At 44.4% G+C, this 25,358-nt stretch carries 16 protein-coding genes; 8 read left to right on the forward strand and 8 right to left on the reverse strand.

Annotated elements, in window-relative coordinates:
* Window positions 1-31: 31 nt before the first annotated feature.
* Genes CLV42_RS11910 through CLV42_RS11935 form a run of 6 tightly spaced genes read right to left on the reverse strand, consistent with a single transcriptional unit; the run spans window position 32 to window position 9,741 of the window.
* On the reverse strand, window positions 32-2,290 hold the full coding sequence (locus CLV42_RS11910) for a DUF4838 domain-containing protein (RefSeq protein WP_106602139.1): 2,259 nt from the start codon (window positions 2,288-2,290) through the stop codon (window positions 32-34).
* Window positions 2,291-2,301: 11 nt separating this feature from the next.
* Entirely contained in the window at window positions 2,302-5,169 is a 2,868-nt protein-coding gene (locus tag CLV42_RS11915) for a tetratricopeptide repeat protein (RefSeq protein WP_106602140.1), read from the reverse strand.
* A 1-nt stretch (window position 5,170) separates the two neighbouring features.
* Window positions 5,171-6,667 carry a glycosyltransferase family 2 protein gene (locus CLV42_RS11920; RefSeq protein ID WP_106602141.1) on the reverse strand — a complete coding sequence of 499 codons (1,497 nt, stop codon included), beginning with the start codon at window positions 6,665-6,667 and terminating at the stop codon, window positions 5,171-5,173.
* Window positions 6,668-6,712: 45 nt separating this feature from the next.
* Window positions 6,713-8,170: a glycosyltransferase family 2 protein gene (locus CLV42_RS11925; protein WP_106602142.1), complete on the reverse strand. Its 1,458-nt coding sequence runs from the start codon at window positions 8,168-8,170 to the stop codon at window positions 6,713-6,715.
* 7 nt (window positions 8,171-8,177) lie between these two features.
* Window positions 8,178-9,305, reverse strand: a complete 1,128-nt coding sequence (locus CLV42_RS11930; RefSeq protein ID WP_106602143.1) for a HEAT repeat domain-containing protein — start codon at window positions 9,303-9,305, stop codon at window positions 8,178-8,180.
* A 49-nt stretch (window positions 9,306-9,354) separates the two neighbouring features.
* Window positions 9,355-9,741, reverse strand: a complete 387-nt coding sequence (locus CLV42_RS11935) for a response regulator (protein WP_106602144.1) — start codon at window positions 9,739-9,741, stop codon at window positions 9,355-9,357.
* Window positions 9,742-10,174: 433 nt separating this feature from the next.
* On the opposite strand from CLV42_RS11935, the gene CLV42_RS11940 reads away from it, so the two are divergent.
* From CLV42_RS11940 to CLV42_RS11960, 5 genes are all read left to right on the forward strand, one after another.
* Window positions 10,175-13,588, forward strand: coding sequence for a response regulator (locus tag CLV42_RS11940; RefSeq protein WP_106602145.1), 3,414 nt, complete (start codon window positions 10,175-10,177; stop codon window positions 13,586-13,588).
* A gap of 16 nt (window positions 13,589-13,604) precedes the next feature.
* On the forward strand, window positions 13,605-14,426 hold the full coding sequence (locus tag CLV42_RS11945; RefSeq protein ID WP_106602146.1) for a CheR family methyltransferase: 822 nt from the start codon (window positions 13,605-13,607) through the stop codon (window positions 14,424-14,426).
* A gap of 26 nt (window positions 14,427-14,452) precedes the next feature.
* Window positions 14,453-15,013, forward strand: coding sequence for a chemotaxis protein CheB (locus tag CLV42_RS11950; RefSeq protein ID WP_106602147.1), 561 nt, complete (start codon window positions 14,453-14,455; stop codon window positions 15,011-15,013).
* A gap of 51 nt (window positions 15,014-15,064) precedes the next feature.
* Entirely contained in the window at window positions 15,065-16,150 is a 1,086-nt protein-coding gene (locus tag CLV42_RS11955) for a sensor histidine kinase (RefSeq protein WP_106602148.1), read from the forward strand.
* Between the two features lie 72 nt (window positions 16,151-16,222).
* The gene (locus tag CLV42_RS11960; protein WP_106602149.1) at window positions 16,223-16,432 is read left to right on the forward strand and encodes a hypothetical protein; all 210 of its coding nucleotides are present in this window, start codon (window positions 16,223-16,225) and stop codon (window positions 16,430-16,432) included.
* Window positions 16,433-16,573: 141 nt separating this feature from the next.
* Here CLV42_RS11960 and CLV42_RS11965 read toward each other — a convergent pair whose 3' ends face one another.
* Together CLV42_RS11965 and CLV42_RS11970 are read right to left on the reverse strand one after the other, a co-directional pair.
* Window positions 16,574-17,713 carry a FecR family protein gene (locus CLV42_RS11965; RefSeq protein WP_106602150.1) on the reverse strand — a complete coding sequence of 380 codons (1,140 nt, stop codon included), beginning with the start codon at window positions 17,711-17,713 and terminating at the stop codon, window positions 16,574-16,576.
* A gap of 42 nt (window positions 17,714-17,755) precedes the next feature.
* A complete protein-coding gene (locus CLV42_RS11970; RefSeq protein ID WP_106602151.1) occupies window positions 17,756-18,289 on the reverse strand; it encodes a sigma-70 family RNA polymerase sigma factor in 534 nt (177 codons plus the stop codon).
* A 444-nt stretch (window positions 18,290-18,733) separates the two neighbouring features.
* Here CLV42_RS11970 and CLV42_RS11975 point away from each other — a divergent pair, with 444 nt between their 5' ends.
* The 3 genes from CLV42_RS11975 to CLV42_RS11985 are packed head-to-tail and all read left to right on the forward strand — an operon-like array spanning window position 18,734 to window position 25,037.
* Window positions 18,734-22,267, forward strand: coding sequence for a SusC/RagA family TonB-linked outer membrane protein (locus CLV42_RS11975; protein ID WP_170117475.1), 3,534 nt, complete (start codon window positions 18,734-18,736; stop codon window positions 22,265-22,267).
* Window positions 22,268-22,284: 17 nt separating this feature from the next.
* A complete protein-coding gene (locus CLV42_RS11980) occupies window positions 22,285-23,640 on the forward strand; it encodes a RagB/SusD family nutrient uptake outer membrane protein (RefSeq protein WP_106602153.1) in 1,356 nt (451 codons plus the stop codon).
* 5 nt (window positions 23,641-23,645) lie between these two features.
* Entirely contained in the window at window positions 23,646-25,037 is a 1,392-nt protein-coding gene (locus CLV42_RS11985) for a TlpA family protein disulfide reductase (protein WP_106602154.1), read from the forward strand.
* Window positions 25,038-25,358: the final 321 nt, after the last annotated feature.

Below are 25,358 nucleotides of genomic sequence, written 5' to 3' on the forward strand. Positions count from 1 at the left end.
TGCAACAAACTGCAGTTGCCACTTTTTTATTTTACAGCACAAACACCTCGTCGCAACACACAGCCACTTTCTTACCAGCAGGCGCCCCTCTCCATGCCGGCACCTCCTGTAGGCAACGGCCGGTAATGCGTACGAAGCGTGCATGAACGGCCGGTAAATGGAAACGGTAATTGCGTACGGCTGCTGTATAATCTTCTTCTGTGGCAGGAGCAGGTTGCTGTTGACCGGCAGGTTTGAAGTTGACACCGTCTGCAGACGTTTCTACAATAATATCAGATGGATTGAATATGTAGTGCCGGGCATCCTGCAGGAAATTCATCTGTACCTCATTAATGGTCTTTTCTTCCCCCAGGTCGATCGTGGCTACCAGGTCTTTCCCGTAAATAAACAACCAGTTAATGCTGAAATCCTTATCGCCCTGCAGGCCATCAGTAAGTGTCCTTTCCTTTTTGGCAGGATACTCGTCTGACCATGGATTGACTAAGGTAACCTTCGCTTTAAAGGCAAGACTATTGATCCATTTGCGGGAGAAGATCGTATCCCATTCACGCTGATAGGCGTCTGCATCACCACCGCTCTCTGACAGTTCCTTTACGCCTGCCAGTTTACATTGCGCTACAAATTTCCGGACACGTTCCGGCCAGCGGGGATTCACGACATAGCCGTTTCCCTCCGGAATAAGATAGCCGAACTTTTCTGTACCGAAAAAGCGGGATTGCTGTAATACAGTATATTCCAAAGGAAGCCTGGTGTTATATACTCTCGCGAGCAGATCATTATTCCCATCTGCCGCCTTTTCAGCCTTATCGAGGAAGCCAGAGTACTGGTCTATAGCTTCCGGCGATAGATAATTCTTATAGTTGTTGACAGGATTACCGTAAATGTCCAGTTGGGTTTTAGTATTATGTAGAGTAGTGATCAATGCCTGCAGATATTGCCCGATGAAAGGACCCGCTTTGCCATAATAACCATTCAGAAAGTCTGTGGTAATTGCCTCCGTAGTTAACGACGGATTCCATAGTAGTTTGGCCTGCAGATAGCTGTTGTACGCAGCCATATCACTGTAGGTATCGCCACTGCCCTGCAAAAAGATGCCTGATACTTTATGTGCTGACAGGTACTGAAGATTAGGTTGCAGATTATTGTAGTCGGGAAAAGGAGCGAGGTAATTGGTGAACTGCGTGGTATAATCCCACAGGAAAAGATGATCTGTTATAGCTCCCCACCCTTCCAGGTCTTTCCTGAACGCAGCTGCTGATGGTATCGTACTTAGCGGCTCATTGCGGTAAGCATCAATGCTGCTCAGCATGATGTATACATTGGCGGCAGGTTTGGTTTTAAGTGGAGGATGTGCCGTATACTGATAGGCCAGTGTTGTGAACTGTTGATCAGGGAATACCGCTGCAATCCTATTCACAAAACGGATCAGTGGGCCCTGCGGACCGCTTTCTTCTGCTGCAGCTTTACTACATTGATCGCAGGTGCAGAAGCCGCCCCCGTCTTCTGCGGCAATAGACCAGTAAAGGGCATCAGGATTATCAGCAATGGCCTTGCGGAAGTACGCCACCATCGTATTAAATACACCTTCATTGCTCAGGCATAACTGGGTAGCCTGCCGCTTACCATTCACCAGTGCATAGTATTCCGGGTGAGTAGCAAAATATGTTTTCGGAGGAATGATCTTGAAAAAGGAATGTCCCCATACGCCCCAGAGATCTTCCAGGCGATGTAGCTTATGCCATTCCAGGTATTCATCATCAAAGGCTGCCGGGTAATAGGTTTCACGGTATACAAAAGCTGGCTCCTGTTTATCCATCAGCTGCTGTGGTATCTGAAGATTTTTACTGGAAGGTGCAAAGACAGGGATGGCAGCATATTTACGGCAACCAAAGTAGTTTTCCAGCAATGTATATACACCATAAAGAATGCCCTTACCACTGCCGCCCCTGATGTACAGGTGTTGATTATCGGTGGCTATAAAAAAACTTTCTCCTTTCAGTTTGCCACTCCTGAACTGTTCCACATGTTCAGTGTTGCCGATAAAAATACCGGGTTGTTCTTTATAATTTTTTTCCTGTATGATGTTGAGTGATGCACCTGAGATTCGCTTCATGTAATCCCGCAAGAGGTTGGCTGCCTTTGTTTCATGCTTCGTGGCTTCATCCGGCAATACGATCACATACCTGGAGCTGCCATTGGCTACAAGATCAATATTCCCCCGGGTGGACTGGCAACTGTTATAAGTCAGCAGGGTCATTATTAATAATAAAGTGTGCATCATCCTGAACATGAATAGTGTGATTAAAATTTGCGTTGCAGGGTTACATAAATATCGTACTGGTTCTGAAATACGGTGGAGCTGATCTTCTGATTGATCCACGTGCCGAAGATGCCTGCAGTAGTACGGTATTTAAACGTCTTCTGATATCCTGCGCCTACACTGCGGGTCAGCAGTCCCGCCAGTTTAGGAAATTGTATGAGCCGGCTTCTGTCGTCAGGGGAAGTACCCAGTCCTGCGTTGAAAGCAATATAGTCCTGCTGGCGATTCATATAGTAACGCGCGGTAAGATTGTAAGAGGTATAAAACTCCGGTGAGTCACTGATGAAATAAGCCCGGAAATTGACCCAGAACTCTTTCCATGTCTTTGCTATGGAGGCTACTCCTGATACACTGCTGGTGCTGTCTGCATTCAGATAACGGATACCCAGCTCACCCTCTATATCGTGTTTGAATGTCTTGAAGAGGGAATAAGCCAGCCTTGTTTTTGGGAAGACAATTTCATTGGAATAAGTGGCGAGGGCATAAGAGTACAGCTTAGTATTGTGTGTGTAATACAATTCTGCTTCACCCTGTAAGCCGGTACCCTGTTGTCTTCCGGCATAGTTCAGGCGGCCGGCATAAGAGCCCCGCTTGAAGAAGTGGCGATATTCGAGGGTCGCAATGTTATAGGTGTTATCCTGGTAGTCGTAGCTGGAATGCAGGAAATACATGCCAAACTGGTTCTTCGTTGTTTTGCTATGCAGGTAATCCGCATAGTCTATATTCTCAGGACTACGGTTCAGCTTTACAACGGAATCGGCTGCTATGGCGGCATCTGCATACATCTTTTTATTCTCCAGCAAAACGGCTCTCTTCTGTATGAAAGAGGCATTGTCTGGATAGAAGCGGATGCCCTGGTTGGCATATACCAATGCGCTGTCGTATTCCTTTTTGTCGCTGAGCAGGTTAATGCTGTAGAGCAATGCCAGGGAATCTTTTCTATTCAGACCCAGTACCTGCCGGTAGAGGGCCAGTGCACTATCGGGTGCATTATTGCGCTGATAGGTAGTACCTGCGGCAATCAGTCCTTCTGTATAAGCTGTTCTGTATTTGGCCGTAAAAGGATAACGCTGCATTAACTGGTAAGTGATGGCGTTTGCTTCGTTATACCGTTTCATGTCGGTCAGTACGCCCGCTTTCTTTAATAACAGTTCTTTGTTATCGGGGTGATATGTCAATGCCTGGTTGGCATAGAACAAGGAACTATCTGACTGGCCTACAGCATTCTGCAGGTTGATGAGATAGTTCAGTGCATCGAGGTTGTCGGGCGACTGTGCCAGCACTGCGCGGAACTCTCTGGCGGCCATATCATATTCTTCCGCCTGCAACAGTGTACGGCCTGCTGTAAGCCGGAGGTCCGTCAGGTTAGCTGCATACCTGGGATCAGCAGGGGAGCGGCGTAACAGTTGTTCTGCAATGACAGCTGCTTCATCATATTGACCTGTGGCTGCAAGTATGCTGGATTTTTTCAGGAGAAAACGGCTATTGTCCGGGTAAGACGTCAGCGCTTTATCGAGTACCTGTAGTGCGTGTACATTATCTTTCTGATTGATGTAGGTGTTGGCCATCATATCCAGCGCAGTAGTATCCCGTGGATCTGTTTGCAGCGCCTTATCAAATTCCGCCAGTGCCAGGTCATATTGCTGCTGGGCAAGATAATCACGTCCGCTGGCTATTTTTAAGGCCGTATAACGGCTTTTCAGGTCTGCATTGGACCTGTTGGCTGCATATAGCTTCTCTGCCAGTAATGCAGCTTCTGTAAACTTCCTGTCGCTTTCCAGTACATCCAGTTTAAGCGACAATAAATGCTGATCGTTCGGATTATTCTTTAAGCCCCTGTTGATCCAGGCAAGGGCTTCGCGATAGGCGCCCCGGGACATGCTCAGGCCTATGACTTTATCCAGTGCTTCCCGGTTCCCCGGATTTTTTTCCAGTACACCCTGGTACAACAGGTAAGGATCTGTATTGGCATACCATGCCGCTGCGTCCATCTGTAAAGGCGTTTCCATGCTGCGGGCTTTGGCATCTGAAGGCCAGCGTTTCAGGATCTGTTGCAACTGATTAATGGCGCCGGGGTAGTCGTGCATTTCCTGCAGCAGCCCCAGTTTACGCATCATCAGGTCATAAGAGTTGGGATTGCCAGATAGTTCTGCATTCACCTGTTCAATCGCTCTTGTATAACTGCCGCTTTTGATATACATAGCAGTGATAGCTGCTTTAGCTTCCTCATTACTATAATCCAGCAGTAAGGCTTTTTCATAATTCTGCAGGGCAAGTATCTGGTTATTCCTTAGCTGATAGTAGCGTCCTGCCAGTAGGTAATGGCCGATGTAAGCTCTTTGTACCGAGGTATCCGTACTATATTTTTCCAGTAAAGAAGTCGCATAGTTGCCCGCCTGGAAAAAGCGTTCAGAAGCATCCAGTATACCAAGTTTTTTCAACATCAATGTTTTATCTCCTGGGAATTGGTACAATCCTTCATCAACATAACATTCTGCCTCCTCATACTTCTTTGCACCCAATTCGATGTTGATGGCATACAGATAAGCATCGTAGTAGGTAGGTGCTTCCGCCAGCACTTTTTTTACATAACGTCTTGCCAGATCTGTATTGCCTGTCAGCATGTACAATCTTCCCAGCAACAACTCCTGATCAGTAAAGTCGGGCCTTTTCTGCAGGGCTTCTTTCGACAGTTGTATTGCTTTCTGGTAATGGTTCAGCCGTGTTTCCTTTACTGCTTCCTCATACAGTTCATCCGCATTTTTCTCTTTATTGAAGATCTGCGCCTGTGCCTGCAATGAAAAGCCAAGTACGGTAACGGATAGTATGTATTTGAATAACGACATCATCTTATGTATTTGCAGGTTTCCGCTGGCCAAATCCCTGGCGCTGCATATTCCCCCAGCTGTGTTTCCGCCCGGTGATAAAATGGAAATATCCCCTCAGTGCAAAAAACACGATCAGGGGATGATAGACGAAAGGTTCAAGAAAGGCCATTAAAGCCAGGCCTATTACTTCCTTCCAGGTCTTATAGTGTTTGTAAGTGATCTGATCCCATAATATTGCCAGTGTGGTGATCATGACAGAATAGAAATACACAAATGCCAGCAGGATGAGTGCATTGTGCCAGTTAATACTGCCTGTAACGATCTGGTAGATGTAATAAAAAATACCTGTGATCTCAATGATAGGAGCGAGGAATTCAAAAAGCAGGTTGTAAGGTAGTACGATCATCCCCAACCGCTTATAGTGTGGATTGAAGATCACCTTGCGGTGTATGGTGATGATCTCTGCCAGGCCACGTCCCCAGCGGGTACGCTGACGGCTGAAGACCTTCATGGTAGGAGGGCCTTCTGTCCAGCATTGTGTAGTAGGAATGTACCTGATCGCGTACTTCAGTTTGTTGTCGATCATATAGGTACACATCCGCGTTACAATATCCATATCCTCAGCAAACGACTTGCTGTCGTAACCGCCGGCCTTGATGGCGATCTCTTTGTCAAACAATCCCAGACCGCCCGATACGTTGGGTACACAGTTGATCACGCTCCATCCCATTTTGCCCAGTACGTAAGCCCGGAGGTACTCCATTTCCTGGAAGCGGGGCAACCATTGCTCAGGAGGCCGCACACGGGTGATCACACCTTCGTCCACTTCGCATGAATTGGCAAGGCGTAGCGTAGCGCCGGTGGCTATTACGCGGATACTATCTTCCACAACGTGTACGTAACCACACTCGGGACAAGGTGCTCCCACTTCTTTGATCTTGTTGTGTTCCTCATCCATAAATGGTTTGATCATACGCAGCAGTGTATCTTTTTCAATGATACAGTCTACGTCCGTACAAAGGAAGTAATCATAAGCGGCGGCGTTGATGCCTGCATTGGAGGCGTCGGCCTTACTTTTACCATTCACCTTATCAATCACCACCAGCTTTTCATAAGCAGAGTTGGATGATTTAAAGAGCCTTTTTACCGGTTGTGATTTAATACGTTCGTTATATGCGAAATCGACTACCTGCAGCTGGAATTCGTTGATCAGTTTCTGAAGGGTATCGTCTGTACTTCCGTCGTTGACGATGATCACTTCAAAACGGGGGTAGTTCAGGGTCAGCAGTGAACGAACATTCTGGATAATGGTCACACCTTCATTGAAAGCAGGTGCAATGATGGATATACCAGGCGCTAAAGGCGACTGGAGCATTTTAGTATAGTCCACATAACTGTTCTTGCGCTGGAACCTGATAATGCCACGCAGGGAGAGAATGGCCAGCAAAGCATACATCAGTAGCATGGCACTGCCATATACAAAAACAAAGCTTTCAAAAACATTTCTGAACAATTGCACGGTATCTCCTGGTTTTTATAGATGATGATTTTTATAAGCCCGCTGTTACTTCGCTGCGACAGTAGCTGCCGTCTTCTGCGTAGTCTGGAAGCCCCGCCGTTGCATATTCCCCCAGGTGCTTTTCTTACCTGTAAGGAAGTAGTAATAGCCACGAATAGCGAATATTACTATCATCGGATGGTAAAGAAAAAATTCCATGAAGGGCGTCATGCAGAGAAAGGCAACCTCTTTCCACGTTTTATAATACCTGAACGTAAGCTGGTCCCACAGGATAGCCATGGTAGTGATCATTACAGAATAAGTATATACAAAAAGCAGCAGCACGAGTGCTGTTGGCCAGTTAATAAGGCCAAGACAGCTCATAACAATGTAGTAAATAACACCGGTAAATTCAATAAGTGGCGCCAGCAGCTCAAAGAAGAAGTTGTAAGGAAAAATAACGAGTCCCATCTTTCCATAACGGGGATTCATGAACATGCCGAAGTGCGCATACATCAGCTGCGCCAGCCCTCTAGCCCAACGTGTACGCTGGCGGTTAAAGATCTTGACGGTGGATGGTGCTTCCGTCCAGCAAAGCGTTTTGGGAATATAACGGATAGCGTAATCGATCTTATTGTCATATGCGTAACGGCACATACGCGTCATCAGTTCCATGTCCTCTCCAAAAGAACTATGGTCATATCCGCCTGAGCGGATAGCTATTTCCTTATCAAACAATCCGAGACCACCAGATACATTCGGTACACAGTTCAGCAGGCTCCATCCCATTTTACCCAGTACAAATGCACGGATATATTCTACCTCCTGAAAACGGGGCAGGAGCTGACGGGGAGGTCGCATACGGGTCATTACACCTTCGTCAAATTCGCAGGAGTTGGCAATACGTAATGTAGCGCCTGTGGCAATTACACGTTTCTTCTCTTCCTGCATCACCGGTTTGATGAGCTCCAGCAGGGTATTCTTGTGGAGGATACAGTCTACATCCGTACATACAAAATGATCATATGTAGCAGCATTAATGCCCGCATTAACCGCATCTGCCTTGCTTTTACCGTTTACTTTATCGATAACCAGCAGTTTAGCGTAAGCGGGGTTAGTAGATTTGAAGATCTTCCTGACAGGTTTTGTCTGTATTTTGATATTGTAGGCAAAGTCAACCTGCACGAGTTCAAATTCACTGATCATCTGCTCAAGACTATTATCGGTGCTACCGTCGTTGACGATAATGATCTCATATTTTGGATAGTTCAGCGTGAGCAGTGAACGTACGTTGAAGATGATGGTGAGCCCTTCATTGTAAGCGGGCGCCAGTACAGTAATGCCGGGGGCAAGCGGGGAACTGAGCAGGGTATTTTCCTGGTTGAATTTATCTTTTCTGGCATATGCGCGGACGGAAATCATAGAAAAGATAGCCAGCAACGCGTACGTGATCAGCAGTACGGTACCGTAAATAAAAACAGTGGTTTCATAAAATCTTCCTATCGTTTCCCAGATATTCCCCATCTCACGGTCAGTATTTAATTAAAGGGTTCATGCTATGTTTAAGGATCAGTTTATTCTCTGCAGTAGCGGTTTCTACCAGTTCTTCAATAAGGCCTTTGGCAGCCCATTGGTTATTGATAATGGATTTAGCAGCATGTTTACGAACGTCAAAATCTGTGGCGTGCAGGAATTCCTGTCGCAGGAAGTCAACATGCCTGCCACTACTGATGCGGCCTATGGCCTTCAAAATCTCCAGCTGACAGTTCAGCGGCTGACTGTCGTACATCTGGAGTAGCTTGTCTTCCACACTCTCCATTTTCAGCTTCCCAAGGCAATTGATCGCATCTGCACGTAGGTAGCGATCTTTAGAATCCAGTAGTTTTACTGCTGCTGGCACAGCGCTGATCTGGTTGTAATGAACGACCAGTTTGAGACAGAAAGAGACAATGCTTTTATTGGAAGAATAAGTGATCCATTGTGCGAAGTTAGGTATGGCAATGTGTTCGGTAGTGGAAATGATTTTAAAGAGCTCCACCTGGTCCCACATCAGGAGTGGTTCTGTTACGACATCGAAGAATTTGAACGGCTCATTTTTACTCAACTTGATATATGCATGTCTCGCAGCGGCGCGTAATTCACGATTGCTGCTGTTGGTAAGGGGCAGAATGGTCACATCGGCAATAGACATATTCATATTGCTGAGTTCTGCCAGTGCCTGTACTTTTTTATCCCATTTACGGGACTTCATTTTTTTGAGGGAATCCTTGTCCAGTTCCAGTTGTATATACAGGTTCCGGAGTTGTTCGCCCATGGCGCCCCGTACATTATTCCTGTAGTCTATGAGCCGGTCTATCAAAGCCTGTCTGGCCCATTTGTGTTCAAAGACGGGTAAGCGGAATACTTCTATGGGAAGGGCAACATGGTCTGCCGGCACATCACTGGCCAGCTCGTCGTTGAGCAGGATGTGGTCCATGAGCAGGTTGTCTATGACGGGATAAAGGCTGGCGAGTTTTTTTTCGCGCTTATAAGCCCGGTACCTGCCGGTAAGTATAGACAGGTAGGCCAGGACAGTAAAGGATACCGCAATGATAATAAATATGATTGCGATCTGAATATTCAGGGAAGACCCCCTGAAGCCATATAGGTTATATTCCATACAGGACTGGTCAATTGGTCAAGGTTCATTGGAAAGTAACAACAATGGGTTATCTGGCGCCGTACTGCATCAGTAAACGTTTTACTCGTATGAGTAGCTCGCCGGGTATAACCGGTTTCTTAAGGAAGTCGTCCGCTCCCAGTTTGAAACCTTCGAGGATCATCTCTTCGTTACCTGCATTAGAAACAATAATTACGGGAATTGGTTTACCAGTTGTTCTTGTTTTCACCTTGCTGAGGATTTCAAAGCCACTTGCATATGGCATCATGATATCCGTAATGATCAGGTCATAATCATAATTGGTGTCTTCGAGACGCTGAAAGGCTTCTTTTCCATTGGTGACGTGTTCTATCTTGTATTCTTCCTTATGAAGTATCCTTTCCATTATTTTAGGCATTACTTCATCGTCTTCGACGAGGAGGATCCTGTTACTCATAAAATTGGCTTTTTGGTGCAATTAGCACGGATGGAAGATCGGTCTTTCAGCATGGTGCAAGGTATTAGCGTGAAAGTTAAGAATGCATTGAGTTGTATCAGTTTGTGTAAGAACAACCTTTCATAGTATGAAATGCTTCAATCCTATATATACTGAAAATCCGCTTGCAGGGATTTATTGCTATAGAGAATTCTCTTCTTGTTCACATGACAAATAATTATTACTTAATGTAGGTGTATAATACGTACTCCGTGCTTCTTCGCGACTCTTTGCCAAAGTTAAGGGGCCAACTCCAAAGATTGTCCATATTAGGCTTAGAAATATATGTGGGCAATGGTAGCCTTCGCTGCAGACGAGAGACAATTCGCTATATTTGTCCGGTCTTGTGTTGTCAGAAATCCTATTGGCTGTTCACGCTGTATAACCATCATCAATGAAAAATGCCTTAAAACGCCGCCTGTATCTAGGTTTTGCACTCGCCCTTATTCTTGTAACCGCAGGAGGTATTTTTTCGCACCTGACATTTCTGCACCAGCGGACAGAGGGGCAATGGGTAGACCATTCCTACGAAGTCATCACCACTGTCCAGCGGCTGAACCGGTATATATATGAAATTGAATCTTCAGGGATTGCTTACAGGAGTACGCAGGAAAAGAAATATCTCGACCCATATTACGAGAACAATGCGAGAATATTGCCCGTGACAGAGGACTTGCGCAAGCTGGTAGCCGATAATATTACACAGTACAGAAGGGCCGGAAGATTGGAAACCGGCGTGATCGCATTGCTGAATTACTGGCAGGAGCTGTACCAGGTGAGGGACAGCACTTACCTGTTTGCGAATCAGGGGATGATCACGCGGGAAGAGAAGAAATATGTGGATTCGGTACATAATATTGTAGGAGAGCTCATTTCGGAAGAAAGAAACTTACTGGTGGACCGGACAGCTTCCAACAAAAGCTCCATAAGCCGGGCCATGAATACGGTGTTTCTGAATAATCTGTTTATTCTGCTGGTAGCCATCGCTCTGATGGTGGTGTCTTTCCGCGAATTAAGCAGCAGAATGAGGATTCAGCAGGAATTACGTGTTAAGCTGAAAGATGTGGAAGAGCTGCACCGGATAACGACAGACAAAAACTGGTTACTAACCGGTATGTCGAAGATCAATGATAGTCTTAGTGGAGAGATGCAAATGGTGGTGCTGGTAAAACGATGTCTTGATGTAATGGTCAATTACCTGAAAATACCCGCTGGCGCGCTTTATTCATTTGATGAAAAGGCCGGTCTGCTGAAGTTATGTGCAGGTATCGCCCTGCCGGCGAACGTGAAGCAGGAATATGCGCTGGAAGAAGGGATCACCGGATATGCAGCTACCAAAAAAGAATTAACTGTTATTGAAAATGTACCTGCGGATTACTGGCATATTGAAGCGGGCAGCGGAAGCGCTTTGCCTGGGTCGATTGTATGCGTTCCCTTATGGCACCATGAAGCCCTGATGGGGATGATAGAGCTGGTGGTATTTGGTGAGGTAAGTCCGGCCATGCTGGAGTTATTACGCTCCAGCAGTAATGCCATAGCCGTTGCTGTCAACGCTGCTGATGCCAGGACCAGGATCATGCAACTGTTGGAACGGGTACAGGAGCAGAAAGAAACCCTGGAAACGCAGCAGGAAGAACTACGGCAATCCAATGAAGAACTGACCCGTCAGTCCGAAATCCTGCAGGCTTCTGAAGAGGAGCTGCGGGTACAGGAGGAAGAGCTCCGGCAGGTCAATGATGAAATGGGTGTGCAGAACAATGCACTGGAAATGGCCAGGGAGGAACTTTCTGAGAAGGCGAAAGAACTGGAGCAGAGCAGCCGGTACAAGTCGGAATTCCTGGCAAATATGTCTCATGAGCTGCGTACACCGCTCAACAGTGTGTTGATACTGGCGCGACTACTGGAAGAGAACAAAGACCACAACCTGAGTAATAAACAGGTGGAGTATGCCGGTATTATTCACAAATCTGGTTCTGACCTGCTGAAACTGATCAATGATATCCTGGATCTGTCCAAGATAGAAGCCGGTAAGGTGGAAATGCACATAGAGCCGGTATCCGTAAAGAGCATGGTAAGTGACCTGGAACAACTGTTCCTGGTGATGGCAGAAGAGAAGAATATTCAATTTACGACGGAAATACAGCCTGGTGTACCTGAGGAGATCCGGACGGACAAACAGCGGCTGGAACAGGTGATCAAAAACCTACTGTCCAACGCCTTCAAGTTTACACCTGTTGCTGGCACCATTAAGCTTAGCGTGGTGTCTAAACCAGACGGGGTGCATATTGAGGTAAGCGATTCCGGAACGGGTATCCCGGCAGAAAAGCAACAACTTATCTTTGAGGCCTTCAGGCAGGCGGATGGTTCTACCAGCCGGAAATATGGCGGAACAGGCCTTGGCCTTTCCATCAGCAAGGAGCTGATGAAGAGATTGGATGGGGAGATCAGGCTGCAGAGCGAGGAAGGAAAAGGAAGCACATTCACGGTAGTGATGAATCCAGAGGGCTTACCGGTGCCGGTTAAAGCCGCGGTCGCAGAGAAGACATTACCTGTAATACAAGAAACACAGCCTATCCCTATTCCTGAGCAGCCGGCTACAGATACCGGCCTGATAGAAGATGACCGGGAGCGGCTCAGTAAGCAGGATAAGCTGGTGTTGATCATCGAGGATGATATCAGTTTTGCCTCCATCCTGCGGGATTTTGCCCGGCAGAAGGGATATAAGACCATTGTGGCCCTGAACGGTAATGATGGCCTGTTCTTTGCCCGTAAATACCTACCGGCGGCTATTCTGCTTGATATGAATCTGCCTTTGATAGACGGGAACAGCATTCTGAAGATCCTGAAGAGCAATGAAGACCTGAAACATATATTGGTACACGTTATCTCTGCAGGAGAGATATCGATCCAGGTCAGGGATAAGATAGAAGGCTATACGCAAAAGCCATTGCAGGCCACTGACATGGAGTCAGTATTTTCAGGTATCAGCGAGCAGCTGCAGGCGCGTTTTAAGAAGGTACTGGTAGTATCTGACGGGGTATTGTTACACCATCCGTCATTACAGTCGCTCAGCGACAAAAGGCAGTTACAGACACAATACAACCATGTAGAAGGCCAGGAAGCAGCGGCCAGCGAGCTATTGCAGAAAAATTATGATGCTGTGATCCTGGACGCAGGGACGGATATTGAAGCAGGTATCGGAAAACTGAGCATGCTCAGACAGGTAGCAGGCAACAAAGGCATGCCTATAATTGTATATCTTGATCATGATATTTCAGAAGCGGATGAGTTGAAGCTGAAAAAAGAAGCAGCGGCTATTGTGAGGAACTCTACGTTTTCTACTGACAGGCTGATGGACGAGCTGGAACTCTTTTTGTATAAACTGAAAGAGGTAGCTCCCAGGCAGACTGGTACTATAGACGTATCTGAAAAAAGTCTGTCCGGACAAAAGGTACTGCTGGCAGATGATGATATGCGGAATCTCTTTTCCATCACTGCGTTACTGGAAGAGCAGGGCGTGGAAGTGATCACTGCTGCAGATGGAAAGGAGGCGCTTGAAAAGCTGGAGCAGCATAAAGACGTACGCCTGGTGCTTATGGATATCATGATGCCGGAGATGGATGGTTATGAAGCCATGCGGCGTATCAGGGCCGATATGCGTCATAAACACCTGCCGGTGATAGCCCTGACGGCCAAAGCGATGGCTGGCGACAGGGAGAAATGTATTGCTGCAGGAGCGTCCGATTACATTGCAAAACCAATAGATAGCAGCAAGCTTTTGTCTTTAATACGTGTATGGATGGTGTAAAACCTTATTGTTCGTCATGAAGGAGGTCATCTCAAATGCAGATTTCCTGGATATCATCAACATAGTTAAGTTACAGTACGGGTATGACTTCACCGGCTATGCACAGGCGTCCATTAAACGGCGTTTGCTCCGCTTTATGGGACATATAGGGCTGGACTCCGTTTTTGAACTGAAATATGGGTTGGTCAATGACCAGGATCTTTTTTCCCGGCTGATACAGTACATCACGGTGAACGTGACAGAAATGTTCAGGGATCCGGGATTTTACAAGTCATTACGTGAACAGGTATTACCTAAACTGGCGGCTTACCCCAATATCAAAATATGGCATGCGGGTTGTTCTACGGGAGAAGAAGTGTTTTCTATGGCTATCCTGCTACAGGAAGCCGGATTGTTAAGCAGGACAAAGATCTACGCAACAGATCTGAATCCCGCCAACCTGGAACGGGCGGAGATGGGCATTCTGCCATTGGATAACATGAAAGACTTTACGCAGAACTATATCTTATCGGGCGGACTGGCAGACTTTTCCAATTACTATACGGCCAGGTATGATAATGTGCTGATAAAAAAAGAACTGCGGCGGCATATTGCCTTCTTTCAGCATAATCTGGTTACAGATAAAGTTTTTAACGAGTTTCAACTGATCTGCTGCAGGAATGTTTTTATTTATTTCAACAGGGAACTTCAGAACTCGGTATTACAACTTTTCTTTGATAGTTTGTCATCAAGAGGGTACCTGGCAATGGGACTCAAAGAGACCATGCGTTTTGCAGACATTCATGGCAAATTTGAAACGGTGCATGCATTTCATAAGATCTACCGGCGTAAGGAGTAGCGGGCTTTATTATTGACAGTCACTTTATGAAGAACAGATTTGATGTTATTACTATCGGAGGCTCTGCCGGCAGTCTGCTTGTGTTGACTGACATCCTTGATGTTGTGCCATATCATCTTGCTGCTCCTGTGATCATTGTGTTGCATCGTCTTCGTAACGTACAGAGCGAAATGGGGCGCTTATTATCCTCTAAAAGAAGGATTATTGAGCCGGAAGATAAGGAGCCCGTAAAGGAGCACAGTATTTATCTCGCTCCGCAGAACTATCATTTGCTGATAGAAGCAGAGAAAACTTTTATGCTGGATTACTCCGAACTGGTCAATTATAGCCGTCCATCTATTGATATGACCTTTAGCAGTATCGCTGATGTATATGGTCCAAGGTCATTAGGTATCTTGCTAAGCGGAGCTAATAAGGATGGCGCTGCAGGGTTGTGTCAGATCATTGCTGCAGGAGGGCGGGGCATTGTTCAGGACCCAGAAACAGCAGCATTTGACGCGATGCCGCAATCAGCCATTCAGATGTGTGATGGTGTACAGATATTATCTATTGAAGATATTAAGAAAATTATTATCGGTGAAACGTAAATGAGGATTGTTTCGTATATACCTTCAGCATAGCCGTTAAAAGAATAAGAGATGACTAAGAAATTTACGATTCTATTGGTAGATGACCGAATGGAGAACCTACTGTCATTAGAACAGATGCTGCTTGCTGAAAACCGGATTTTTCTGCATGCAACGTCCGGAAATGAAGCATTAAAGCAGGTATTAAGGAATGAAGATATCGGGCTGATCATGCTGGACGTGCAGATGCCTGATATGGATGGTTTTGAAGTAGCGCGGCTGTTAAAAGCGAATCCTAAAACCCGGGATATTTCCATCATTTTTGTAACTGCCATCAATAAGGATGAATATCATATGCTAAAAGGTTTTGAGAAAGGGGCGGTAGATTATTTGTACAAACCTTTAGACATTAACATGACCCGCGCCAAGGTAGACGTCTTTGAACGGCTCTACCTGTATCAATATGAATTAAGGCTGGCATTAAAAGACAAGGAGCTGATCAATGGTCAGCTGGAGCGTTTTATGCATGTGGTAGCACACGACCTGAAATCGCCGTTGTCCGGTATAACCGGCTTGCTCATGCTGATGAAGGAAGAAGAGGAGATCAGTCAGTCGGCTTTCCTGACCGAATATACGGATATGGCCATTAATGCTACGTCTCAGCTGGCAGATATGATCACGGCCATCCTGGATTATAGCCGGGAGCACCAGTTCCGTCATATAGAAGAGGATGTGGATGTGGGAGAGCTGTTGCAGCACCTGATTAAATTCCTGTTCCCTCCTGCACATGTCAGGGTCGAGATAGAGGAGGGGTTGCCGGTCCTCCATACCAGCAGGCAGAAATTGCAGCAGGTATTCCAGAATCTCCTGACAAACGCTATTAAGTATGGTGACAAGCCGGCCGTGGAGATCTCTATAGGGGGAAAACCTGAAGGGGATTTCTATGAATTTTTTGTTAAGGATAATGGTCCGGGTATTGAGGAAAAGGACAATGAGCGCATTTTCCGCCTCTTTGAAAAGGTGGACAATGATGACGACAAAGGCACTGGTATCGGGCTGAATATCCTGAAATTGCTGGTGGAAACGCAGGGTGGAAAGGTATGGGTAGAGTCAAAACTGGGCGAAGGGAGTGTCTTTTATTTCCAGTGGAGGCGATAAAAAGCTATCAGGTAAAAGAAAAAATTCATAAATTAAATGTTGAATGATAGGAATAGTCCATTCAATATGTGTATGATAGATTTTTATTTATTTAAGGACAGGGACAATGAACAGTCATCCGATACCGGTAAAGAGGAAGAAATAGTACATACCGGGTCGGGAGGAGCATTTGATGAAACCGAATCGGCTACCGACGAAGCAGAGTGGGAAATGAGTGACGAACAGTTGGACGAGCGCCTGGAAAATCCTAAGGAAACCTCAAAAAAGCCTCCCGCTTACTAGGATCAGTAAAAGATATATCCGTTTACGACAGGACAGGACAAAAAAAACCGGCACTAAACGACTAAAGTACCGGTATTTCATTTTGCATTGTTCGTAAACGAAGGTGATAGTATTCGCTGGCGGTATTACAGCCTGGCGGTACTATTTAATATGTATAGTATCATTTTTGTAGTAATAGTCTGCACCACGGATTACTTTCAGCATCTCAAGAAAGGCTTTGATACCTTCGGGTTTCTTAATCAGCATAGTAAATGTCTTATCAGCTACAGCAGGATGGTCTGTGATAATCTTTACATCATACCATCTTTCCAGTATAGGTATTATCTCACTGAGCGGTGTTTCCCTGAACTCATACTTGCCTTCCAGCCATGAAAGTACGTCGTTTTTGTCAAATGGATACGTATTGATGCCTTTTTGAGTAGTATATTCTGCCTGGAATCCCGGTTTAAGTACTACTTCCCGCTTGCCGGCGCTTACTTTCACGGCTCCCTGAACCAGAGAAATCGCGGTTTTACCCGGATTATATGTGTTAACATTGAATTCAGTACCTAATACCTGTATGGTAGTGGTAGGTGTAATTACGGTAAAAGGCTGGTCTGCTCCTGCGGCTACTTTTACGTAAGCCTCCCCGGTAAGGGATATTTTCCGGGAGCTGCCGGCAAATCCGAACGGAAATTCCAGGGTACTGCCGGCGTTCATCCGGATTTCTGTGCCATCAGAAAGTCTTATGGAATAATCTTTACCGTCGGGTACTACCAGTTTATTCAATCCGCTGTTTTCCTTGTCCGCAATGAACGTAAGCCTATCCCGGCTGTTATTGAGTGTAACCTGTCCATCCTCTGTTTTAAGATATTGTTCGCCGCCGGAGAGGTCGATAATCTGGCCATTCTGCAGTTCAAGATAAACACTTTTGGCTGGAATATTCTTATGAACGGCAGACAGGACTTTAGAGGAATGGTTGGTTTTTGTGATACCGTATATAAATATGCCGATGCCGATGACGGCAGCTGCTGCGGCGATGAACCACTTTCCGGTGTGGAAGGCGGGTCTGGGTGAAAATATCCTGTCTTTTACCCCGGTCATGATATCAGCAGCTGAGATACTGTCAAAATCTGCTCTGCGCTTTTCATGCATGAGGTAATATTCCTGTAGGTGTATCCAGGCTTTGTTTACTTCAGGGTCTCTCTCAATTAATGCATCGATCTCTGCCTGCTGATCCTCATTCAGACCACCTGTCAGCTTTAGCATTAATAACTCGTGTATGTCGGATCTGCTCTTCATGTACTTCTCATAGTGACATTACCAGTATAAAAGCTTTAGTGCTTACAGGATCTTTTTCAGTTTCTCCTGCAATTTTTTGCAGGCAGTATAAATGTGTACGTTGACGGTATTGATAGAGAGGCCCATAGCGAGGGCAACTTCCTTTCTCTTTTTGCCTTCAATAAAAACCTGCGTAAAGATGTTGGATGACTGCAGAGGAAGCGTTTTAATGGCAGCGGAGATAGAGCGTTTCAGCTCTTCGTTTTCGATGCCGGTTTCCGCTTTGGTAGAAAGGTCCTGGCTGAATGACCAGGCATCCTTTTTACATTCCTCTGTATCCTTCGTCTTTATGTAGCGGTAACATTTATAGCGGAGAGATTGGAAAAGGTAAGAGCGTACATTGGTTTGTACATTTGACAGTGAGCGCTTTTCCCATATTTCTATGATCAACTCCTGAACAATGTCCTTGGCATCCTGGCTATCTTTCAATAACCTGTAGGCCTCTGCCCAGAGCGCCTTTGCATGGTTCTGAAATATATTTTCGTATGTAACATTATCGTCTGCCAGAGGCAGATCGTTAGTATTCGCATGACGCATTATATAACCCTTTACTATTTACGAATGTGATGCTAATCCCCCGGTAACAGATACAGTTTATGTTGTTAAAAAAGTGGGGCGAAAGTACTAAAGACATAAATCTTATTTTGAAATTAACTTATGGGTACTCATGTTAATGATTTGTAAACGCGTCCTGAAGTTAAGTAATGAAACAATGCTACTGCGGTGTAAATGCTTGTCTTTTAGGTCCTTAAGTGCGCCTGCTAGTCGTGGATGTACTTTGTTAAGATTATTGTGGCACTGAGTACATATACGTTAAAAAGTAAACGCCGGTTTTCTCATTTTCAAAAAAAGGTAATCATATTACTAAAGCTTTTTTGGATAAGATGTCACAGTACGATTACAACGCTTATACGTTAGTCAGGTTCAGGCATTGTGCAATTGTAGTAAACGTTTTATTGGCCACTATAATTATTGATGATTATGTTTCACCATCATTGGGACCATAAGAAGTATGGTCTCTGGGTCATTGTTTTGCTTATTTTCCCATATACTATTCAGTCTGTCCTGGCGCAGGACAAAAGCATTCAGCGAAAGATATCCCTGCAATATGAGAACATTAGCCTTGCTGATCTTTTCAATATCATAACGCGAGAGACAGGGTATACATTCTTCTACAATAATCAAACTGTTAACGACCGTATCAAAGTAAGCGTACGTGAGCGCAATGTACCGCTGACGCAGGTGCTGGAGAGACTGCTTGAATCAAGGGGATATGGCTGGGAAGTACGTATGAACAGGATAGGTGTTTTCATAAAAGAGAAAACAGCGAATGTGGAAACACCGGTAAAGAAAGAAGAACTATTCATCAGGGGAATCGTTACCATGCCGGATGGTACAGCCCTGGAAGGCGCTACTATAAATATACCAGGCGTAGGTAAAGCAGGTACAAGAACAAATGAGAAAGGTGCTTTTTTTTTGAATAATGAGGCGGCCGATAGTCTTGTCAGGATCAGCTTTACCGGTTTTAAAACGCAGGAGATCAGGGTGAAACCTACGGCCGTTCTTCGTATTGTATTAGAGCCTGTGATCACTGATCTGGCTGTAGTAGCGGTAAGAAGCAATGGTTATCAGAAAATACCTGCTGAAAGGGCAACAGGTTCTTTTGTACAATTGAATAACCAGTTGCTGAACCGGCGGGTAGGGCCTTATATCCTTGAGCGGCTGGAAGGTGTTGCCAGCGGCGTGTTATTTCCTAACAGGAATATTCCGCCTTATTCGAATGAAGCGTATATCTCTATACGTGGGAGAAGTACGATTCTTGCCAATGCGCAGCCACTCATAGTCGTAGATAACTTTCCTTTCACCGGCGACATCAATCTCCTGAACCCTAATGATGTTGAAAATATTACCATCCTCAAAGATGCAGCTGCAGCTTCTATCTGGGGCGCTTTTTCAGGCAATGGTGTGATTGTTATTACCACAAAAAAAAGTAAACTGCATCAGCCACTTAAAGTAGAAGCAAATACAAATATTACTATCGGTGCAAAGCCTGATCTTTTTTATAATCCCGCCTTTCTGGGATCCAATGAATTTATTGATGTAGAAAAGTATTTGTTTGATAAAGGATTTTATGATGGGGATCTTTCTAATAATTACAGCTACCCCGTTATATCCCCTGTTGTTGATCTGCTGGATAAAAAAAGGAGTGGGCTGATATCTGCGGCTGAAGTAGACGCGGACATTGATCAGTTAAAGAAGAATGATATCAGGAAGGACTATGAAAAATACTTTTACAGGAATAGTGTCAGCCAACAATATGCAGTGAACGTCAGTGGTGGTGGGGATAAATCAGCGTATATGTTATCTGTAGGATATGACAGGATATTGAATAGTAAGGTGACAGATGCTTCCAGCCGGTTTACGATTAATAATTACAGTACGTTTCATTTATGGGATAGGGTAGAGTTGTCTTCAGGGGTTTCGTTTGTGTTGAATAAAACAACTGCAGATGGTGGACGCATTGCTCTTTCTCCCAGTGGTGGTAAAAGCCTTTATTATCCATATGCACAGCTGGCAGACGCAAATGGTAATGCATTACCACTGCCTAAGGATTATCGGTATGGCTTTATCAGTCAGCTAAAAGGGGATGGGTTATTGGATTGGACGTACAAGCCATTGGACGAATTGAAAATGATTGATAAAGTAGAAAGAAGATATCATGTTAGGTTTAATCCTGGTATGAAAATAGATATCATCAAAGGATTGAATGCAGAAATAAGATATCAGTTTGAGAAGCAAATAGGAAAACAAGAAGACTATAACGGCGCTGAGACATATTATACCCGCAACCTGTATAACCTGTTTACACAGGTTGATGCAAATGGTGCAATACATCCTGTACCCATCGGAGGCATTCTTAATGAAATTAGCAGCGAGCTTACGACTAACAATTATAGGGCACAGCTGAATTTCAACAGAACTTTTAGCAGGCGGCATCATATTGCCGCTGTGGCAGGAGTCGAGCAAAGAGAAACGGTTACAAAGGAAACCAATAATCGTTATTATGGATACAATAAGGAGAATCTTTCCTATAATAATCAGATTGATTTCAGTAAATATTACGATGCTTATCAATACCTGGGTGCCGCGGGATATATTCCTAATGCCGGCCCGGCAACCCGTTATAATAATGAGTTCATTTCTTATTTTGGTAACGCTGCTTATACACTGAATGAAAGATATATTGTATCAGCCAGTATGCGCCTTGATCAGAGCAATCTATGGGGAATAAATACTAACCAGAAAGGAGTGCCTTTATGGTCAGCGGGGTTAGGATGGGATATCAGTAAAGAATCATTCTATAAGTCTGGCTGGCTGCCCTACTTAAAAATAAGAACAACATATGGGTACAACGGAAATCTTGATCCAGGTCTTTATGGGAAATTAGCGATCATCTATGGATCCTTGAATATAGTGGGATTGCCAAATGCAAGTGTAGCTAATCGTCCGAACCCAAGGCTACGGTGGGAGAAGGTCGGAACACTCAACATTGGGGCAGATTTTGAAACGAGGAACAAGATAGTAGGTGGAAGTATTGAATATTATAGGAAAAAAGGAGTTGACCTGATAGGAGAACAAACTATTGCCATGCAGACTGGCGCGACAGTCTTTAAAGGAAATTTTGCTGACATGAGGGGAGGAGGGCTTGATGTTAACTTAACGACTTATAATATTAATAGAAAGATTAGTTGGACGACAGATTTCTTGTTTAGTTATAACTGGGATGAAATAACAAGGTATAGCTATTTTAAGGGAATAAACGGTGTTGTTTCCAGCGGAGATGGTACAACCTCTGCCTTGTTCCCGTTTGTTGGCAGGCCTGTCTATGGTGTTTATAGTTATAAGTGGGCCGGGCTGGATCCTGAAAATGGTGACCCGCAAGGTTACCTGGCCGGAAAGGTTAGTAAAGATTACAATGCAATAGTAAGCAGTGAAGATGAAAATAGTATTATCTACAATGGCCCTGCGCGTCCAACCATATTTGGCGCATTACGTAATACTTTTTCTTATAAGCAAATCACTTTGTCGGTTAACCTGGCTTTTAAACTAAGATACTATTTCAAACGGCCGTCAATCATGTACAATGATTTGTTTAGCGCGTGGCAGGGAGGGCATAAAGATTATCTATCCCGTTGGCAGCAACCTGGAGATGAATTGCATACAAATGTGCCATCTCTGAGTTATCCCGGAGATCCCAACAGGGATTACTTCTATCAATATTCAAGTGTACTTGTTGAAAAGGGAGATCATATACGTTTGCAGGATTTGAGAATAGCTTATTCGCTAAGTCCGTCACTGCTAAATAGAACCGGCGTCAAAGATATACAGCTATACTTCTATGCAAATAATATCGGCATTATCTGGAAGGCCAACAAAGCCGGGCTGGATCCGGATTATGTAATGGGATATCCTGCTCCCAGAACTTTTTCCTTCGGATGTAGTGCAAAATTTTAATCGTCAATGACTTTAATATGATAAAGCGCATATTCTTTCCAGCTGTTATAATTTTATTATCAGCATGTACGGAAAAACTGGATATTAAGCCGGATCAGTCATTGAATGTTCCGGAAACAATAGCTGACTTTCAGGCATTGCTGGACAATGCAGATATAATTAACGCTTTCATCCCCTCATATGGAGAGGCGGGAGCCGATAATTATTACATAACAGATACCCGTTATAATGGACTTTCAACAAATAATGATAGAAATACCTATATATGGGCCAAGGATCTTTTTCCGGTGAATGATGTTGCGGCAGACTGGACCTATGGTTATGTAAGAGTGAATTATTGTAACCTTGTACTGGAGGGGCTTGAGCATATTACCACCGGTATGGGTACCACTGCATACAATAATGTAAAAGGTGCTGCCCTGTTTTTACGGGCTTTGTCTTTTTACACGTTGGCCGGAGAATTCTGCAAGCCATATGATAGCGCTACTGCCGCTACAGATCCTGGCATTCCCCTAAGACTGAAGTCAGACGTACAGATCATTTATCAGCGTGCAAGTATAAAGGCGACCTATGAACAAGTGTTGGCAGATCTTGCTGTAGCAGCGGAACTTTTGCCGGATATAGCTACATCTAAAACACGTCCGTCTAAAGCGGCGCTATATGGCTTGCTGGCGAGGATCCATCTTAGTTTAAAAAATTACCGAGAGGCGCTGGACTATGTAAATCTCTCATTGGCAATTTACCATAAACTACTGGACTATAATACGCTGGATACTGCCAGTAGCTTGCCTTTTGATATGTTCAATGATGAAGTATTATTCTTTGCAAGTCTTACTCCTACCGGTTTGTTAAGAATGAGCAGTACAATTGTTGATTCAGCGCTATACAGACAATATCAGGATAATGATCTCAGAAAGTCCCTTTTTTTTAGAGATGGGATGGGAAACACAAAATTGTTTAAAGGCACGTATTCTGGAAACCCCTTTTATCATTTCGGAGGGATAACTGTTGACGAAATGTATATTACCCGGGCCGAATGTTATGCCAGACTGAGTGACCCTGTACATGCCATGGAAGATTTGAATACCCTGTTACGAACAAGATGGAAGTCCGGCAGCTATACAGATATGACAGCGGCGAATGCGGACGACGCATTGAAAAAGGTATTAACCGAAAGAAGAAAGGAACTGTTATTCAGAGGGCTTCGCTGGATTGACCTGAGGCGATTGAATAAGGATGCCCGTTTTGCCAAAACGCTGACGAGAATAGTTAAAGGCTCCGTATATCAATTGCTTCCCAATGATGCACGTTATGTATATCCGATTCCTGCAGATGAAATAATACATAGTGGTATAGAACAGAATGTCAGATAAGAGAGATGCTTAGATATTTCCTATTAACAGGGCTACTTCTTTTATGTGCTTTGCTATTGCCGGCTCAGGAAAAAGAGCCTTTTTACAGTTATACAACAACATATGCTCCTCTGAGTATTGGTGGAGTTGTGCCCGATTACAAACTGCTGGGAGTGCTGAATTACAAAAAGACAGAAATTAGTTTATCAGAATTTAGTGGCAAGGCCTTATTGATTGATTTCTGGGCCATATTCTGTCAGCCTTGCCTGGCACAATTTCAGAAATTGCAACGCATCCAGGAAAAATATAAAAAGGAGCTTCAGGTAATTGCCATTACAAATGACAGCCTGGAGAAGGTTATCGATTTATTTGAAAATATCCGCTATCAGGGCTTTAATTTATTGACCGTTGCCAGGACGGGGAATAGTAAAGTGAATGATAGTTTGTTTTTTGCATTTCCTCATAAATATATTCCACATTATGTCTGGATAGATAAAAACAGCGTATTAAAAGCTATTACCGGGTATGAGGCATTGAACGATGATAACATTGCATTGTTAACCGGTGGCGGATCGCTGGATGCAATAAACAGCAAGGATGTGCGCATATCTTCCGGTGAGCATCCGGCTATGTATAGCTATCAGGACATTGATATCACGGAGAAAATGATGTTGAATGACTCTATAAAGGGATTGATCGGATATTCCATGTTAAGCGGATATAACAAAAAGTATCCTCCCAGTTCAGCGATAGACTATACCGGCATCTATGCAGAGAGAAGGATTCGTACATGGAACCTGCCATTGGCCACGATGATACGGATCGCATATGGAAAAATGGGCAGGGAAATATGGGAACAGGAGTTAGTACCTGTACCGAGAGTTTTTTTAAGTATCAGAGATACGATCCTGTTACACAAATTAACGGTTGACTTCAGGCAGGCGCCTGACACTACTTCGGATATGTATTGTTATGACTTGATTATTGCTGGAAAGGGCAGGCAGTTGTTAATGAAGAAAATGAAAGAAGATCTCTACAGGTATTTTGGCGTTAATGCCAGGATCGTTCAACGAAAAGTACGATGTTACATTCTCTCATTGGTGGATAGCAGCCGGCTTAGAACAAAAGGAGGAGACCCATATGTAAGTGGTAATATGTACTATTTAAAGTTACAGAATGCAGATTTTTCTTCGTTGTTCGAACATATCCAGGCATATAATGAGGGAAGCAAAACGGTGCCCTATAAGGGATTGGAATCTGGCATAATAGTAGATGAAACCAATTTTACATCCAGGGTAGATATCAATATAGCTGCCCGAATGAACGATATTCCTTCACTGAGGAGCGAATTAAGCAAATATGGGCTTGCGCTCCTGGCAGGAGAGCGATTAATTGATGTTCTGTTAATAGAAGACTGATGATAATAGCCGGACTTTGGATGCTATTGCCTAATGCCAAAGATTGTTACCATAGATGAGATATTTCTCCTAATGATAACATTATTTCCGTTCTGAGTTTGTGTCACATATTCGCTGGAGCTACCTGAAGCAATATAACAGCACTGGACGCTAACAGAATAAAGACATTCTCCATTTATGCTTGGCCCGGAAGTAGTGGGAATTGTGCCGCACAGGCTAATCGCAGTTGCTTGTTTACCGGTCGCAAATGCAGCGGCAGCACTCAGCAATAAAACCACTAAAAGGTGGTTTGCTTTAAGATGTTTCATCTGGAACTATAAT

The sequence above is a fragment of the Chitinophaga ginsengisoli genome (genome assembly GCF_003014595.1).
Lineage (GTDB): Bacteria > Bacteroidota > Bacteroidia > Chitinophagales > Chitinophagaceae > Chitinophaga > Chitinophaga ginsengisoli.